The sequence below is a fragment of the Paucibacter sp. B51 genome (genome assembly GCF_027863535.1).
Classification (GTDB): Bacteria; Pseudomonadota; Gammaproteobacteria; order Burkholderiales; family Burkholderiaceae_C; genus Paucibacter_A; species Paucibacter_A aquatilis.
Window position 1 is genome coordinate 2,823,391 of the sequence record NZ_JAPIVN010000001.1, and the last position, 16,558, is coordinate 2,839,948.

Below are 16,558 nucleotides of genomic sequence, written 5' to 3' on the forward strand. Positions count from 1 at the left end.
TTGTTTTTCAACTGCTTCGTCATCCCCATGAAACGTCTGATTCCTGCCGGCCTTTTGCTGGCCATCACCACGGCCCATGCCGCCGAAGGCATGTGGATGCCGCAGCAATTGCCGCAGATCGCCAAGCAGCTCAAGTCCGCCGGCCTCAAGCTCGACCCCAGCCGCCTGAACCAGCTGACCGAGTTCCCCATGGGGGCCGTGGTCAGCCTGGGCGGCTGCACCGCGTCCTTCGTGTCGCCGCAAGGCCTGGTGGTCACCAACCACCACTGCGCTTACGGCAGCATCCAGTACAACTCGACGCCGCAGCGCGACCTGCTGAAGAACGGTTTCCTGGCCGCGGACTTCAAGGATGAGCTGCCGGCCGCGCCGGGCAGCCGCATCTTCGTGACTGAAGAGGTCAAGGACGTCACCGCCCAGGTGCTGGACGCCAAGACCGCCGCCCTCTCCGGCAAGGCCCGGGTGGATGCCATCGAGGCCAAGGAGAAAGCCTTGGTTGCCGCCTGCGAACAGGACAAGGCCTACCGCTGCCGCGTGGCCGGCTTCTACGGCGGCCTGCAATACCAGCTGATCAAGCAGATGCAGATCCGCGACGTTCGTCTGGTTCATGCGCCGGCCGATATGGTGGGCCGTTTCGGTGGCGACACCGACAACTGGATCTGGCCGCGTCACACGGGTGACTACAGCTTCTACCGTGCCTACGTCGGCCCGGACGGCAAGCCGGCCGACTTCAGCCCCGACAACAAGCCGTATCAGCCCAAGCACCACCTGAAGCTGGCCACCACGCCGCTGAACGAAGGCGATTTCGTCATGGTCACCGGCTACCCCGGCCGTACCCAACGCCACCGTCTGCCGCAGGAAGTGGATTTCGCGTTCAGCTTTTCCCAGCCCACAGGCATCCGCAATATGCTGACCCAGCTGGACCTGATCAAGCAGGAAACCAGTGGTCGTCGCGAGGCCGAGATTGCGCTGGCTGGCACGGTGGCCGGATTGGGCAATGCCTCCAAGAACATGCAGGGCCAGATGGCCAGCTATGCCGGCAGCGACATCCTGGAGCGCAAGCGCAAGTCCTTCGAAGAGCTCAAGACCTGGGTGAACAGCGACGCTGCTCGCCGCGCCAAGTACGGCGCCGACCTGGCTGCCGTTGAAAGCCTGCTGGCCGAGCGCCAGGCCTTGGCTCGCACCGAATCCAGCCTGCGCGCCTACGCGCCTCGCCTCTTGGGCACCGCCCGCGGTCTTTATCAAAATGCCCAGCAGCGCCTGTTGCCCGATGCCCAGCGCAAGCCCGGCTACCAGGAGCGCGATGCCCTGCGCTTGCGCCAAGGCCTGGAGTCGCAAGACCGCCGCTACGACGCGCAGACCGACATCCGCCTTGCTTCGCATTTCTATGCCAAGTACCTGGCCCAGCCTGCCGAGCAGCTGAGCCAACCCCTGCTCAAGGCTCTGGGCCTGAAGGCTGGCATGGATGAGGCCGCCGTCAAGGCCCGCCTGCTGGAGTTGCAAGCCGCCACCCAACTGACCGACAAGGCCAGCCGCATGGCCTGGCTGGATCGCAGCGTGGCCGATTTCGCTGCCAGCAAGGATGCCTACATCGCTGCCGCCGTGGCCCTCTACGAGGAAGACGAGCGCATCGAGAAACGCGACAAGGAGCTCGAAGGCCGCATCGACCAAGCCTATGCCAACACCATGGCCGCGTTGCTGGCGTTCAAGGCCAGCAAGGGTGAGGCCCTGTACCCCGATGCCAATGGCACTTTGCGGGTGAGCTATGGCCATGTTCAAGGCCGCAAGCCGGGCACCGATGGCAACGACTGGTTGGCCTTCACCACCTTGCGCGGCATCACCGCCAAGCACACCGGCACGGGCGACTTTGATGCCCCCGAGGCGCAGCGCAAGGCCATCGAGGCCCGTCAGTTCGACAAGTACGCGGTCAAGTCTCTGGACTCCGTGCCGGTCAACTTCCTGGCCACGCTGGACACCACCGGCGGCAACTCCGGCTCGCCGGTGCTGAACAGCCGCGCCGAACTGGTGGGTCTCTTGTTTGACGGCACGCTGGATGCCGTCATCTCCAACTGGGACTTCAATCCCAAGATGACCCGCAGCATCTGCATGGACGCTCGCTACATGCTCTGGCAGATGAAGGTGGTGGACAAGGCCGACCGCCTGCTCAAGGAGCTCAACGCCCTCTGATCGGCAGGCTCGATGCCGAGCATTCCGAGCTGAATCAGGCCCTCCGCAGGAGGGCCTTTTTCATGGCTGTATCAGGGTTTGTCTGTGTGCCTCTCCTCACGCTGCCGTGGGCGCAAATGCGGTTATGGTCTCGGTTCCTACATTGGGCGGACATTTCGCATGAAACTCAAGACTTGGCCCCTGCGGGCCGCAACTCCCGCGCTGGCGCTGCTGGCCTTTACGCTGACCGGGCCTGCCCAGGCCGAAGAAGGCATGTGGATGCCGCAACAGCTGCCGCAGATCAGCAAGGCCCTCAAACAAGCCGGCCTCAAGATTGATCCGGCCAAGCTCAGCCAGCTGACCGAGTTCCCCATGGGGGCGGTGATCAGCCTCGCCGGTTGCACTGCCTCCTTTGTCTCGCCGCAAGGCTTGGTGGTCACCAACCACCACTGTGCCTACGGCAGCATCCAATTCAACTCCACGCCTGAGCGCGACCTGCTCAAAAAAGGATTCCTGGCGGCTGATTACAAGGACGAGCTGCCAGCCGCACCGGGCAGCCGCGTGCTGGTGACGGTGGATGTGCGTGATGTCAGTGCCCAGGTCATGGACTCCGCCACCTCGGCCCTGCAGGGCAAGGCTCGCAGCGATGCCCTCGAGGCCAAGGAAAAAGCCCTGGTCGCCGAGTGCGAGAAGGACGCCGGCCACCGCTGCCGCGTCGCGCGCTTCTACGGCAGCCTGGTGTTCCAGCTGATCAAGCAGATGGAGATTCGCGACGTTCGCCTGGTCCATGCCCCGGCCCAGGGCGTGGGTCTGTTCGGCGGTGATGCCGACAACTGGATGTGGCCGCGCCACACCGGCGATTACAGCTTCTACCGTGCCTATGTCGGCCCGGACGGCAAGCCGGCCGATTTCAGCCCCGACAACAAGCCCTACCAACCCAAGCACCATCTGAAGCTGGCCAGCAGCCCGCTCAAAGATGGCGACTTCGTCATGGTGACGGGTTATCCCGGCGGCACCGACCGCCACCGCCTGCCGACCGAAGTGGCTTTCAACTTCGACTGGGAGGCCCCCGAGCTGGTCAAGGCCTTCGGCAAGCAGCTCGACCTGATCAAGCAGGAAACCGCCGGCCGCCGTGACGCCGAGATCAAGCTGGCCAACACCGTGGCCGGCATCGGCAACTACTACAAGAACCTGCAAGGCCAGCTGCAGAGCTGGAAGGGCAGCGACATCCTGGCTCGCAAGCAGGCCGATTTCGCCGCACTGAAGGCCTGGGTGAATGGCGATGCCGGCCGGCGCGCCCAGTACGGCGCGGGCCTGGCCGATGTCGAGCGCCTGCTGGACGAGCGCCAGGCCATCACCCGCCGCGAGCTGCTGCTCAATTTTGCTTCCACCACCTTGCTCACTGGTGCCCGCACGCTCTACCAGCAGGCGCAAGAAAACCTCAAGCCTGATGCCGAGCGCAAGCCCGGCTTCCAGCAGCGCGATCAGCAGCGCCGCCGCCAGGCCGTCGAGGCCATGGAGCGTCGCTACGACGAACAGGTGGACAAGCGCGTTGCCGCCTACTTCTTCGCCCAGTATCTGGCCCAGCCCTCGGCGCAGCTGAACCCGGTGCTGCTTCAGGCCCTGGGTCTGCGCCAGGGCATGAGCGAGGCGGACGTGCGCGCCCGCCTGGATGCCATCTACGCCGGCAGCAAGATGGCCGACAAGACCGAGCGCATGGCCTGGCTCTCGCGCACTGTGGATGAATTCAAGGCCAGCAAGGACAGCCTGATCGCCGCCGCGGTGGCCCTGTACGACGACGACCGTGCCCGCGAAGCGCGTGACAAGGAACTTGGTGGCCAGATCCAGCGTGCTTACGCCGAAACCATGAAGGCCTTGATCGCCTTCAAGGCCAGCCAGGGCCAGGCCGTCTACCCAGATGCCAATGGCACGCTGCGCGTCAGCTATGGCAAGGTCGCCGGCCGCAGCCAGGGCGCCGATGGCACGTCCTGGACGCCCTTCACCACCTTGCGTGGCATCGTCGCCAAGCACAAGGGCGAAGGCGAGTTCGATGCGCCGGCCGAGCAGCTTGCCGCCATCAAGGCGCGCCAGTTCGACAAGTACGGGGTCAAGGAACTGGACTCGGTGCCCGTCAACTTCCTGGCCACATTGGACACCACCGGCGGCAACTCCGGTTCGCCGGTGCTGAACCAGAATGCCGAACTGGTCGGCCTGCTGTTTGATGGCACGCTGGACGCGGTGATCTCGGACTGGGACTTCAACCCCAAGACCACGCGCAGCATCTGCCTCGACGCTCGTTACATGCTTTGGCAGATGAAGGTGGTGGACAAGGCCGAGCGTCTCTTGAAGGAAATGAAAGCGCTGTGAAGCGCGGCCAGCCTCTGGCGGGGCTGGCCTGTGGTCAGCTGCCCGGGCTGCCCGGGCTGCCCGGGTAGCTGCCGGGCAGGAGGATGCGGCGGTCCACGCCCTCCAGCCGCGTGTGGCCGGTGAAGGCCATGGTCAGGTCCAGTTCCTTGTGGATGATCTCCAGCGCCTTCGTCACCCCGGCTTCGCCCATGGCGCCCAGGCCGTAGAGGAAGGCGCGGCCGATGTAGGTGCCCCGCGCACCCAGGGCCCAGGCCTTGAGCACGTCCTGGCCCGAGCGGATGCCACCGTCCATATGCACCTCGATCTCGCGGCCCACGGCCTCGACGATGCGGGGCAGGGCATGGATGCTGGACTCGGCCCCGTCGAGCTGGCGGCCCCCATGGTTGCTGACGATCAAGGCATCGGCGCCCGAGTCGACGGCCAGGCGCGCGTCCTCGACATCCTGGATGCCCTTGAGGATGAGCTTGCCGCCCCAGCGTTTCTTGATCCACTCGACATCGCCCCAGTTCAGGGCCGGGTCGAACTGCTTGGCGGTCCACTCGGACAGCGAGCCCATGTTCTCCACGCCCTTGACATGGCCGACGATATTGCCGAACTGGCGTCGTGAGGTTCCCAGCATCCCTAAGCACCAGCGTGGCTTGGTCATCAGGTTGATCAGGTTGGCCAGGGTGGGCTTGGGCGGCGCCGAGAGGCCGTTCTTGATGTCCTTGTGACGCTGGCCGAGGATCTGCAGATCGAGCGTCAGCACCAGGGCGCCGCAATGGGCCGCCTTGGCACGGTCGATCAGGCGCTCGATGAAATCGCGGTCGCGCATCACATAGAGCTGAAACCAGAACGGTGCTTTTGTGTGGGCGGAAATGTCCTCGATCGAGCAGATGCTCATGGTGGACAAGGTGAAGGGCACGCCAAATTTCTCCGCCGCGCGGGCCGCCAGGATCTCGCCGTCGGCATGCTGCATGCCGGTCAGGCCGGTCGGCGCGATGGCCACCGGCATCTTCACATCGACGCCCACCATCCGCGCCACCGTGCTGCGGTTCTCCATATTCACCGCCACCCGTTGGCGCAGCTTGATGGCCTGGAAGTCCGCTGAATTGGCGCGGTAGGTGCCTTCGGTCCAACTGCCGGAGTCGGCATAGTCGTAGAACATGCGCGGCACACGTTTCTGGGCCAGCTGGCGCAGGTCTTCGATGCAGGTGATGACGGGCATGGCGAGAGGCAGGCGAGGGTGGTGATGACCTCATCCTAGCGCCTGTTGGCAGTGCTCTGCGGGCCGGCGCCGTGCCGGCAATGGCCTACACTGCCGCGCCATGGACCGCTCACCCTCATCTGACGCGCCCGCGGCCGCCGCAGGCACGCAGCCTCTGTGGCTGCGTGTGATCTGGCTGCTGGGCGGCGTGCTGAGCCTGGCGCTGGGCATCGTCGGTATTTTTCTGCCCCTGCTGCCGACCACGCCCTTTGTGTTGCTGGCTGCTTTTTGTTTTGCGCGCGGCAGCAGCCGCTGTGAACGCTGGTTGCTGCAGCACCGCACTTTCGGCCCCATGGTGCGCGATTGGCGTGCCAACCGCGCCGTGCCGCTGCGCGCCAAGCAGCTGGCCAGCGTGATGATGGCTCTCGGCTCGGTGGTCGCTGCCTTCAAGCTGCCCCTGATCTGGGCCTGGTTGCCGGCCGCCTGCTGCGCCTGCGTGGCCGTCTGGCTCTGGAGCCTGCCGACGCGCGCGCCTTCGAACTGAAGCGCTGCCTGCCTGTTTTCAGCCGCCCGGCCGGCCTCGTGGCAGGCGCAGGCGCACGCACAGGCCGCGCTCCACCGGCGGCAGCTCCACCTCGCCCTCCAACCGTTCCATCAGCGAGGCCACGATGTAGAGGCCCAGGCCCGAGCCGCCCTTGCCGCGCTTGGTGGTGAAGAATGGTTCGAACATGCGCGCGCGCACATCGGCGCTGGCGCCGCAGCCGTCATCGGCCACATCGATCAGCACATGGCGGCCCTCGAGGCGGGCGCTGATGCGGATCTGGCCGCCGCGGCCCTCGGGGAAGGCGTGGTTGATGCTGTTCATCACCAGGTTGGAGACCACCTGGGTCAGCAGGCCGGCGGCCAGATGCAGCTCGATGGCGGCATCGACATCGAGGCTGACGCTGACTGCGGCTTTGCGCAGGGCCGGGCCCAGCACCGAGATCACGCTGCGCAGATAGTCCAGCAGCACGAAATCGCTGACCGCCTCGGAGGCCTGGTCCACGGTGACCTTCTTGAAGTTGCCGATCAAGGCCGCGGCACGCTGCAGATTGCGCTCGACCAGATCGCTGCCGCTGATCAGCCGCGCCGAAAGCTCGGTCAGCTCGGCCCGGCTGACCTTCTCGCCGCGCAGCACCGCGGCCAGCTTGAGCGCGTTTTCCGACACGCTGGAGGCGGCCGTCACCGCAACACCAATCGGCGTGTTGACCTCATGCGCCACGCCGGCCACCAGGCGGCCCAGAGCGTCGGCCTTCTCCTGCTCCATCAACCACTGTGCATGCTGGGCGCAGGCCAGGTCATGGCCGACCAGCAGGCGCTCGAACAGCCGGCCCAGGTGGCTGGCCTGCAGCAGGTCCTGGCGGCTCCAGCTGCGCGGCTGCTCGTGCTGTTCCAGCCAGAGCAGGGCCACCAGCCGGTTCTGCACAAACAGCGGGATCTCGATGCGCGAACGTGCGCTGCTCAGGCTGGATGAGCCTGCGCCCTGGGTCTGGGTCTGGGCCTGGCGGTTCAGCAAGGCCAGCTCCTGGCCGCAGGGGTGCAGGCGCAGGTCGTGCACGGCCAGCGCCTCCTTGCGCTCATTCAGCAATTGCAGGTACTGCGCCTGGGCCGGCGCGCGCAGCAGGAGGGGCGGCGAAAGGGGCGGCGCCGCGGTACTGGCCGCGTCACCGCGCGGCTGGTCGTGCAGGCGCAGCACGCCGGCGCTCTCGCTGGCCCACCAGAAATGCACCGCATCGAGCTGCATGATTTGCTGTGCGGCCTCGCGCATCTCGCGGGCGGCGAACACCACATCGGCCTCGCTCTCGATGCGCCAATGCCGGTTGGACAGCTCCAGCAGCATCTCCTCGGGCGGCTTGCGGCTGAGGTCGTAGTGGGCCAGGCGCAGCAGGCGCTCGGGCAGGCTCAGGCGTTCGATCTCGTCGCGCAGGCTCTGGTGTTGCCACAGATGTTGCAGGGCGCCGGCCGTGTCGCCCTGCTGCTGCAGCAGGCGGGCCAGCTGGGCATGGGCCTGGCTCTCGCCGGCCCGGGCATGGATCTGCTGGGCCAGGCTCAAGGCCTCGCGGCAGCTGCGGATCGCCTCGGTCGGGTCGCCGCGGGCGATGGCGATGTCGGTCCAGGTCTGGCAGGCCATGCCTTCCAGCCAGCGGTGGCCCAGGCGCCGGGCCCAGCCCAGGGCCTGCTGGCATTCGCTGGCCGCTTGTTCGGGCTGGTGCAGGCTCAGCGCCGTGCGTGCCAACTGCCAGTGCGCCTCGCCAATGAAGTCGGCGTGGGGCCCCCGCAGGGCCTGGGCCAGGCCGTGGCGGAACTGCTGTTCGGCCTCCGTCAGCTGGGCATTCTCGAAATGGCCCACGCCCATGTTCAGGGCCAGCTTGGCGGCCAGATAGCTGTGGTCGATGCGGCCCAGCATCTCCGCCGCATCGCGGTGAAAACGCCGGCCTTTGTCCCAGGCCCCGAGCGCGTAGTGGATCTGGCCCAGGCCGATGCGCGCCGCCACGCCGGCCGGCAGGTCGCCGGCCAGGTTGGCCAGGTCCAGGGTGCGCGACCATTGCTCGCTGGCTTCGAAATACTCGCCGCGCTGGTAGGCCACGCGGCCCAGGGCCTCGTGCAAGCGGGCGGCTTGCAGGGTCAGGTGGGCCTGAGCCGCCTCTTCCAGGCCGGCGCTGAGGGCGCTTTGCTGCTCCAGCGCCGCGCCCATGCGTTCGGCCAGGTAGAACTGGGCATAGAGACCATCCAGGGCCAGCTCCAGTGCACCGGCGCTGCGGGCTTGCTGGATCAGTTGTGTGTAGGCCGGCAGGGCCAGACGCGGGTGGCGCGCCGCCACCCGATCGAGGCGCTGCAGCGGTGGCGGCACGGCCAGGCAGGGGTAGCTTGGGGCCGCGGGCGGTACGGCTGAGGGCGCGGCGCAGGCGTTGGGCAAGGGCAGCTCACTTTCCAGGGGGCCGGGGGTGAGCCGGGGCGGCACCCCATGGCGGCAAGGATAGCAGTGCGCCGGTGGCGGGGCGCTTCGGGTTGATCCGGGCGCAGCCCTGGCGCCACAGGGATGGACAGCGCACTCAGAACAGGCTGAGGTTTTCTTCCCGGCTTCGTGGCGTGGCGGGCTCGGTATGGTTTTCGCCCGCGGCCGCGGCCGCCCGCTTGGTTTGGCGCGGGCCGGTGGCGGCGCTGCTCACACCGGGCCGGCTCAGATTGCCCACACGCACGCCCAGCAGGCGGATGCGCTTGCCCAGATCCACCCGCTTGAGGCAGGCCCCGGCCGCGCGGCGTATCGCTTGTGCGTCTTGCGTCGGCAGGTCCACGGTCAGGTCGCGGGTGACGGTGTGAAAGCCCTCGAAGCGCAGCTTGATGCCGATGGTGCGCCCGAGGTAGCCCTTGCGCTGCAGATCGCTGGCCAGCTGTTCGCACAGGCGGGTGAAGATGGCGCCCAGCGCCGCGCGGTCGTGCACGGCATGGAGATCGCGCTCGAAGGTGGTTTCGCGGCTGATGGACACCGGCTCGCTGTGCGTGACCACGGGCCGCGAGTCCCGGCCATGGGCGGCTTCGTGCAGCCAGGCGCCAAAGCTCTTGCCGAACTGGGCGATCAGCATCGCCGGCTCGGCCGCGGCCAACTGGCCCACGGTCTCCAGGCCCAGGGCCTGCAGCTTGGCGCCGGCCTTGGGGCCGATGCCGTTGATCTTACGCACGCCCAGCGGCCAGATGCGGGTCTGCAGGTCATCGGGCGCCAGCAGCAGGGTGATGCCGTCGGGCTTGTCCATCTCGGAGGCGATCTTGGAGAGCAGCTTGTTGGGCGTGATGCCGATCGAGCAGGTCAGGCCGGTGGCGCGCAGCACCGAGTTCTTGATCTCGCGCGCCACTGCCCGCACGCCGCCCAGGGGGTCAAAACCCACCGGCTCGCGGATGCCGGGTACCTCGCCCAGGTCGATGTAGATCTCGTCGATGCCGCGGTCCTCGATCACCGGCGCGATTTCGGCCACCGCTGCCTTGAACAGGCGCGAGTAATGCCGGTAGGCCTCGAAATCGGTGGGCAGCAGGATGGCATCGGGCGCCCTCAGGGCGGCCTTCATCATGCCCATGCCCGAGAACACGCCCAGGTCGCGCGCCGCGTAGGTGGAGGTGGTGATGACGCCGCGGCCGGTGTAGTCGCGCAGGCGTGAATACTCGCGCGTGCCATCGGCCAAGGTGCGCGGCTCGTGCATGCGGCGCCCGCCGATCACCACGGCCTGGCCTTTCAGATCGGGGTAGCGCAACAGCTCGACCGAGGCATAAAAGGCGTCCATGTCCAGATGCGCGATCAGGCGATCGGGCAGGGCCGTGGAGGACGTTACGAGGCGCTCGGACATGGCCGCCATTGTGGCGCGGCCTGCTGACAAGCGCTGTCAGTGGGCTGGTTTTTTATCCAGCTTTTCTTCAGGCGCTTGGTTCAGCTGCAACCCTGGCTGCCGCAGGAGCTGATGCCGCTGGCTTCGGTGGCCAGGGGCTGGGCGATGGCACCGCTGAGCGGGTCGTAGCCGACCTGGCTCATGTGGAAGACCAGGGCCGCGTCCATCATGTCGGCGTGGGCCGGAAACCAGTTCACCAGCTCGGGCAGCAGATTGCGCATGGGTTCCAGGTCGGCATGGGCATGGGTGTGGGCCAGCACCTGGCGCATCACGTCCAGCACCATGGCGTGCTGCTTGCTGTGGCAGTTGTCGGCGGCAAAGCCGGTGGCCGCCATCCAGCCCTCTTCCATGGCGAAATGCGCCTCGGTATGGCTCAGCAGGCGTGCATACAGGGGCAGGGGATCGGGCTCGGGCTGGGCCAGGGCTTCGCCCAGCTCATTGAGCAGGGCGACGAACTCCTGGTGGGTCTGATCGATCTGGGGCTGGTTCAGGACCAGGGCGTCGGTCCATGCAAGGGTGGTGCTCATAGGAGCGCAAGGGTAGCGCATTTGCCTGCGCGCCGGGCATGGCCGCGTCGCCCGTTTGGGCCGGGCTTGTGGCAGATCAAGTGCGAGCGGCGTATGGCCTGGCTTGCATATCGCCCGTTTTCCGGCTTGTCCTGATCCGTTCGGATCATGCGTCGATGGCGATTGTGAAGATGGCCGGCAGAGCCCGCCCTGCTCGGGCTTTCGGGGCCCGGCCAGGCGCCAAGAATGCGCCTCTACTAGCCAACGCCAAGAAGCGGACCCTCTCCAGCCATCCCAGCCAGAGACGGAATCGCTCACACGCAGACACGGCCTCACCCGAGCGCCGGTGCTTGCAGGCCAGCCATGAACGAGGGAATGCACATCATGATCGACCGCTCCATCGAGCCGGAGGCGCTGCGGCGCCCCACGCTGGATTTCTTTCGCCACCACGGCGTCTGGGCCCTGGGCGTGCGCCTGTTCCGGCGCCTGAGCTTCCGGCTCAAGGCCGCTTGCATCAGCCTGGCCTTCGGCCTGCCCATCCTGCTGCTGAGCCTGAGTTTCTGGCAGGCGCAGCAGGAGGCGCTGGAGACTGTGCGCAAGGAGCGCGCCGGCGTGCGCCTGATGGCCCAGGCCCAGCCCCTGCTGCTGAGCCTGCTGGAGGTGCGCAACGCCACGCGCGCCCTGCTGGGCGGCCACCCGCCGGCCGAGGCCGATCTGGCCAGCGGCCGGCGCCGTGTCGATGAGGCTCTCGCCCGCTTGGCGCAAGGCAGCCGGGAGGACTTGGCGGCCCTGGGCCTGGCGCCTCGCCTCCAGGCTTTGCAGACGGCCTGGGCGCAGACAGCGCAGGCACCACAGGGCGTGGATGAGCAGGGGCGCACGGTGTTTGGCCCGGTGGCGGCCGCGGTGGTCGAGCTGCTGCAAGGCATCGGCGACAACTCGCGCCTGGTGCTCGATGCCGAGCTGGACGGCTTCTACCTGGTCGATGCCCTGGTGCTCAATCTGCCGCGCCTGGCCGATGACCTGGGCCAGCTCTGGGGCTGGTCGACCTTCGGCCTGGCCAAGGGCTTTTACACGCCCGAGCAATTGCGCCGTTATGCCGTCTGGGATGCTGGCGTGCAGAACGGCCTGCAGGCCGTGCGCAGCGATCTGCAGCGTGCCGCGCGCGCCCGGCCTTCGCTCAAGCAGGCGGTGCCGGTCGAGGCCCTCGACGCCGTGGCGGCCTACCGCAGCGAGGTCGGCGACCCCACCCGTTTGCTGGGCACGCGCACGGCCGAGCAGGCCTATCGCCAGGGCCATGCCGCCTTGCAGCAGGCCCTGGGCCTGGCCGAGCAGGGCTTGCGGGCCCTGGATGGCCTGCTGGCCGAGCGCGAGACGCATCTCCTGACCCTGCGCCTGTGGCTGGGCGTGGCCACGCTGTGTTGCCTGGCCCTGGCGGCCTACCTCTTTCACTGCTTTTTCCTGGTCATGGACGGCGGGCTCAAGGAGCTGCGCCGCCACATGCTGGCCATGACGGCCGGTGATCTGCGCACCCGCCCCGAGCCCTGGGGCTGCGACGAGGCCGCGCGCCTGATGCACACCTTGCACGATATGCAGGCCTCGCTCTGCCACATCGTCGCCGGCGTGCGCGATGGTTCGGGCGCCATCTTGCAGGCCAGCGCCGATATGGCCCAGGGCGCGGTGGAGCTGGCGCGGCGCACCGAGCAAAGCGCCGCCAGCTTGCAGACTTCCGCCTCGGCCATGGAGCAGATCGCCGTCACCGTGCGGCAGACGGCCGAACACGCGGGCGATGCCGCCGGCATGGCCACCGGCAATGCCGATCTGGCCCAGCAGGGCAGCGCCCAGGTGCAGCGCCTGCGGCACAGCATCGCCGGCATCGAGCAGGCCTCGGGCCGCATGGCCGACATCACCGGCCTGATCGACAGCCTGGCCTTTCAGACCAACATCCTGGCCCTCAATGCTGCGGTGGAGGCCGCGCGGGCGGGCGAGGAGGGGCGCGGCTTCGCTGTGGTGGCGGCCGAGGTGCGGGCCCTGGCGCAACGCTCGGCCCTGGCCTCGAAAGAGATCCGCAGCCTGATCTCGGCCAATCTGGAACGGGTGCAGGCCGGCGGCGAGCAGGTGGGCGAGGTCGAGGCCACCATGGCCCGCATTGCCCGCAGTGCCGCGGCCATGAACCAGCTGCTGGCCGAGATCGCCAGCGGCGCGGCTCAGCAGCGCGAGGGCGTGGCCCAGGTCGGCGCCTCGGTGCAGGAGCTGGACGGACTGACCCAGCGCAATGTCGCCCTGGTCGAGCGCAGCGTGGCCTCGGCCCAGGCGCTGCAGCAGGAATCGGGCGAGCTGGTGGCCGGGGTGGAGCGTTTCAAGCTGCCCGAGGGCGAGCTCTTGGCGGCCTGAGTTGCGAGAGCGCTCCGCTCAAGGCCGCTCGGCCCAGGAATCGACAGCGATGTCAAAGCGCAGATTCATGCCCTTGCCAAGGGTGTCCACCTTGAGGGTGCCGGCCACGTTCTGGGCCAGGCTGCGGCCGCGCGCGTCGGTCTGGTAGCGCGAGCTGACGTCCAGCTGGATCACCATCACGAAGCGGCCCTGGATGTCGATGCGGTGTGGGCGTCCGGTCTCGGGGTCGACCCAGGCGCGCAGCAGCACCTTGCGGGTGAAGCTCTTGTCCTCGGCCTCGAACAGGGTCCAGCTTTGGCCGTCGAGCGCGACACCCTCGCTGCGGCGCACCGGGGTGTCGGGGCTGAGCCAGTCCTGGCCGCGGCCCAGGGTCTCGCTGATCTGCTGGTTCTGGTTCTCGCGCTCGGCGTCGCCCGGCGCCAGCGGCGGCTCGGCGGCGGTGATGCGGTAGATGGGCTTGCTGCCCTCCCAATGGTCGAGCTTGCGGCGGGTCAGTGTGGTGTCGGTGTAGTTGCTGGTGGCTTCGATGCGGGTGCTCGATTCATCGGGCACCACCTGCTTTTGCGCTTCCAGATGGGCCAGGGTCTTGAGCCACAGCGGGTCGGCCGCCTGGGCCTCGAGCGGCAGCAAGGGCAGGGCAGCCAGGGACAGGAGGAGCAGGAACTTGCGGCGCATGGCAGCTTTCGAGGCAGGAAAGCCGTGGATTCTGCCGAGCAGGCGCCACACTCCCGGGCCCCGGGGGCGAAGTAGCAGCTTCAGCGCCCCGCGGTAGCAGCTTGCCTGGCCGGAGATCGGGCCAGACCTCCAGAGTAGCCGTTCAAATCAGGCGGGCGCGGTGGCGCGCCACCTGGGCCCGCACCTGGGCCGGCGCCGTGCCGCCGAGGATGTTGCGGGCGTTCAGCGAGCCGCGCAGGCTCAGCACCTCGAACACATCGTCACCGATGCGGGCATCGAACTTCTGCAGCTCTTGCAAGGGCAGCTGGGACAGATCGACGCCGCTGGCGATGGCGGTCTTGACCGCGTGGGCGACGATTTCGTGCGCGTCACGGAAGGCCAGGCCCTTCTTGACCAGGTAGTCGGCCAGGTCGGTGGCGGTGGCATAACCCTTGAGCGCCGCGCGCTCCATGGCTTCCGGTTTGACCGTGATGCCGCCGGCCATTTCGGCAAAGATGCGCAGGGTGTCTTTCAAGGTGTCCACCGTGTCGAACAGCGGTTCCTTGTCTTCCTGGTTGTCCTTGTTGTAGGCCAGGGGCTGGCCCTTCATCAGGGTGATCAGGCCCATCAGATGGCCGACCACGCGGCCGGTCTTGCCGCGCGCCAGCTCCGGCACATCGGGGTTTTTCTTCTGCGGCATGATGCTGGAGCCGGTGCAGAAACGGTCGGCGATGTCGATGAAGCCGAAGCTTTGGCTCATCCACAGGATCAGCTCTTCCGACAGGCGCGAGATGTGCACCATCACCAGCGAGGCGGCGGCAGTGAACTCGATGGCGAAATCGCGGTCGGACACGGCGTCCAGGCTGTTCTGGCAGACACCTTCCATGCCCAGCGTGCGGGCCACGCGCTCGCGGTCCAGCGGGTAGCTGGTGCCGGCCAATGCGGCGGCGCCCAGCGGCAGGCGGTTGACGCGGCGGCGTGCATCGATCAGGCGCTCGGCGTCGCGGGCGAACATTTCCACATAGGCCAGCAGGTGGTGACCGAAGGCGACCGGCTGGGCCACTTGCAGATGGGTGAAGCCGGGCAGGATGGTCTCGGCGTTCTTCTCGGCCACATCGACCAGGGCGGTCTGCAAGGCCTTGAGCAGGAGCAGCAGCTCGTCGATCTCGCCGCGCAGCCACAGGCGCACATCGGTGGCGACCTGGTCATTGCGGCTGCGGCCCGTGTGCAGGCGCTTGCCGGCCAGGCCGACCATGGCGGTCAGGCGGGCTTCGATATTGAGGTGCACGTCTTCCAGATCGAGCTGCCATTCGAACTGGCCGGCTTCGATTTCGCTCCTGATCTGGGCCATGCCGCGCTCGATGTCGGCCAGGTCCTGGGCGGCCAGGATGCCCTGGGCATGCAGCATCTCGGCGTGCGCCAGGCTGCCCTGGATGTCGGCCGCCCACAAGCGCTTGTCGAAGAACACGCTGGAGGTGTAGCGCTTGACCAGATCGCTCATGGGCTCGGAGAAGAGCGCGGACCAGGCTTGCGCCTTGTTGGCGAGCTGGTTGTCACTGGGTTGGCCGGGGGCAGGGGAGGTGGATGACATGGGCAGAGGGCGCGCAAAGCTGCTGTGGGAGAGGCGGGGCCCAGGGGTGGCTGACGCACAATCCGAGGGCGCTTGATTCTATCGAGCCCCACCGTCCGCCTTGGCCTTGCCGGCGGCCTGACTTCAGGAGCCTTGCCTCTCGTGACCTCGCCTCGTTCCAAGTCTTCCTCCTCCGATGCCGAAGGCGGCCCTTCCAGCCGCGCCAGCGTCTGGCCCGACACCACCAGCCTGACCTCCATCCTCGGCCTGCCCACCCAGCCCGCCGAGGAGACCGAGGTGCTGCCCCTGTTCGACCCCGAGCGGGTGTTCGATGTCTGCCATGTCGGCCTGGTGCTGCGCGCGGTGCTGGGGGTGCAGGGCTTGCTGGCCCTGGGCCTGGCCTTGGCGGCGCGCCATCTGGATGAGTGGATGAGCTGGGTGGCCAGCGGCACCGTTGTCACGCTGTCGGCCGTGCTGCTGTGGCTGCTGCTGGTCTGCGCCGGTAAGCGCCTGCTGGCCCAGCTCAGCGAACCCTGGCAATGGGCCAGCCTGCTGGGCTTGGGGGCACTGTGCTCCTCGGCGGGCTGGCAGTTGCTGAACCTGGCGGCGCTGGAGCCCAGCTCCGGTTTTCGCTGGATCAGCATCGGCGTGGCCGGGGCGGCGGTGGCCGCCTTGTTGCTGGCCTGGATGAAACTGCGCGAGCGCTCGCAGCGCCCGGCCGATGCCCTGGCCCAGCTGGTGGAGCTGCAGGCGCGCATCCGCCCGCACTTTCTCTTCAACACCCTCAACAGCGCCATCGCCCTGGTGCGCCTGGATCCGCTCAAGGCCGAAGGTTTGCTGGAGGATTTGAGCGAGCTGTTCCGTGTGGCCCTGGCCGACGCCACCACGGTGGTGCGCCTGGACGAAGAGGTGGAGCTGGCGCGCCGCTACCTCGACATCGAGCAGGTGCGCTTCGGCGAGCGCCTGCGCCTGCACTGGGACCTGGACCCGGCGGCCAGCGGCGCGCGCGTGCCGCCTCTGCTGCTGCAGCCTTTGGTGGAGAACGCCGTGCGCCACGGTGTGGAGCCCAACGACGAGGGCGGCGATGTCGAGATCCGCACACGCCGGCGCGGCAGCGAGGTGGAGATCTGCGTCAGCAACAGCGTGGGCCGTGCAGCGCAAACATCTGGTCACGGTTTGGCCCTGCGCAATGTGCGCCAGCGCCTGCGCCTGATGCATGATGTGGCCGCCAGCTTTGAGCTGAGCCCCTCGCCGGGGCGATTTGCCGTGCGCATCGTCCTGCCGATCTGAGCCTGCTTCCCGAGTT

Annotated in this window: 11 protein-coding genes; 5 read left to right on the forward strand and 6 right to left on the reverse strand. The window is 67.7% G+C overall.

Annotated features, from left to right (window positions below; all coding sequences use genetic code 11):
* Window positions 1-27: 27 nt before the first annotated feature.
* On the forward strand, window positions 28-2,184 hold the full coding sequence (locus OOB33_RS12105) for a S46 family peptidase (RefSeq protein ID WP_271008845.1): 2,157 nt from the start codon (window positions 28-30) through the stop codon (window positions 2,182-2,184).
* 252 nt (window positions 2,185-2,436) lie between these two features.
* A complete protein-coding gene (locus OOB33_RS12110) occupies window positions 2,437-4,530 on the forward strand; it encodes a S46 family peptidase (RefSeq protein ID WP_442953043.1) in 2,094 nt (697 codons plus the stop codon).
* Between the two features lie 34 nt (window positions 4,531-4,564).
* Here OOB33_RS12110 and OOB33_RS12115 read toward each other — a convergent pair whose 3' ends face one another.
* A complete protein-coding gene (locus OOB33_RS12115; protein ID WP_271008847.1) occupies window positions 4,565-5,737 on the reverse strand; it encodes an alpha-hydroxy acid oxidase in 1,173 nt (390 codons plus the stop codon).
* Between the two features lie 100 nt (window positions 5,738-5,837).
* Between OOB33_RS12115 and OOB33_RS12120 the strand changes: the two genes are divergently transcribed.
* Complete coding sequence (locus OOB33_RS12120) at window positions 5,838-6,260, forward strand: YbaN family protein (RefSeq protein WP_271008848.1); 423 nt, start codon at window positions 5,838-5,840, stop codon at window positions 6,258-6,260.
* Between the two features lie 18 nt (window positions 6,261-6,278).
* Here OOB33_RS12120 and OOB33_RS12125 read toward each other — a convergent pair whose 3' ends face one another.
* From OOB33_RS12125 to OOB33_RS12135, 3 genes are all read right to left on the reverse strand, one after another.
* Complete coding sequence (locus tag OOB33_RS12125; RefSeq protein WP_271008849.1) at window positions 6,279-8,672, reverse strand: sensor histidine kinase; 2,394 nt, start codon at window positions 8,670-8,672, stop codon at window positions 6,279-6,281.
* 136 nt (window positions 8,673-8,808) lie between these two features.
* Window positions 8,809-10,092, reverse strand: a complete 1,284-nt coding sequence (gene dinB, locus OOB33_RS12130) for a DNA polymerase IV (protein ID WP_271008850.1) — start codon at window positions 10,090-10,092, stop codon at window positions 8,809-8,811.
* A gap of 80 nt (window positions 10,093-10,172) precedes the next feature.
* Window positions 10,173-10,658: a hemerythrin domain-containing protein gene (locus OOB33_RS12135; RefSeq protein WP_102769848.1), complete on the reverse strand. Its 486-nt coding sequence runs from the start codon at window positions 10,656-10,658 to the stop codon at window positions 10,173-10,175.
* A 363-nt stretch (window positions 10,659-11,021) separates the two neighbouring features.
* On the opposite strand from OOB33_RS12135, the gene OOB33_RS12140 reads away from it, so the two are divergent.
* Entirely contained in the window at window positions 11,022-13,028 is a 2,007-nt protein-coding gene (locus tag OOB33_RS12140) for a methyl-accepting chemotaxis protein (RefSeq protein ID WP_271008851.1), read from the forward strand.
* 18 nt (window positions 13,029-13,046) lie between these two features.
* On the opposite strand, the gene OOB33_RS12145 is transcribed toward OOB33_RS12140, so the two are convergent.
* Window positions 13,047-13,703, reverse strand: a complete 657-nt coding sequence (locus tag OOB33_RS12145; RefSeq protein ID WP_102769850.1) for a hypothetical protein — start codon at window positions 13,701-13,703, stop codon at window positions 13,047-13,049.
* A 142-nt stretch (window positions 13,704-13,845) separates the two neighbouring features.
* Window positions 13,846-15,273, reverse strand: a complete 1,428-nt coding sequence (gene argH / locus OOB33_RS12150) for an argininosuccinate lyase (protein WP_271008852.1) — start codon at window positions 15,271-15,273, stop codon at window positions 13,846-13,848.
* 141 nt (window positions 15,274-15,414) lie between these two features.
* On the opposite strand from argH, the gene OOB33_RS12155 reads away from it, so the two are divergent.
* Window positions 15,415-16,542 (forward strand): sensor histidine kinase, encoded by a 1,128-nt coding sequence (locus tag OOB33_RS12155; RefSeq protein ID WP_271008853.1) that lies wholly within the window; start codon window positions 15,415-15,417, stop codon window positions 16,540-16,542.
* Window positions 16,543-16,558: the final 16 nt, after the last annotated feature.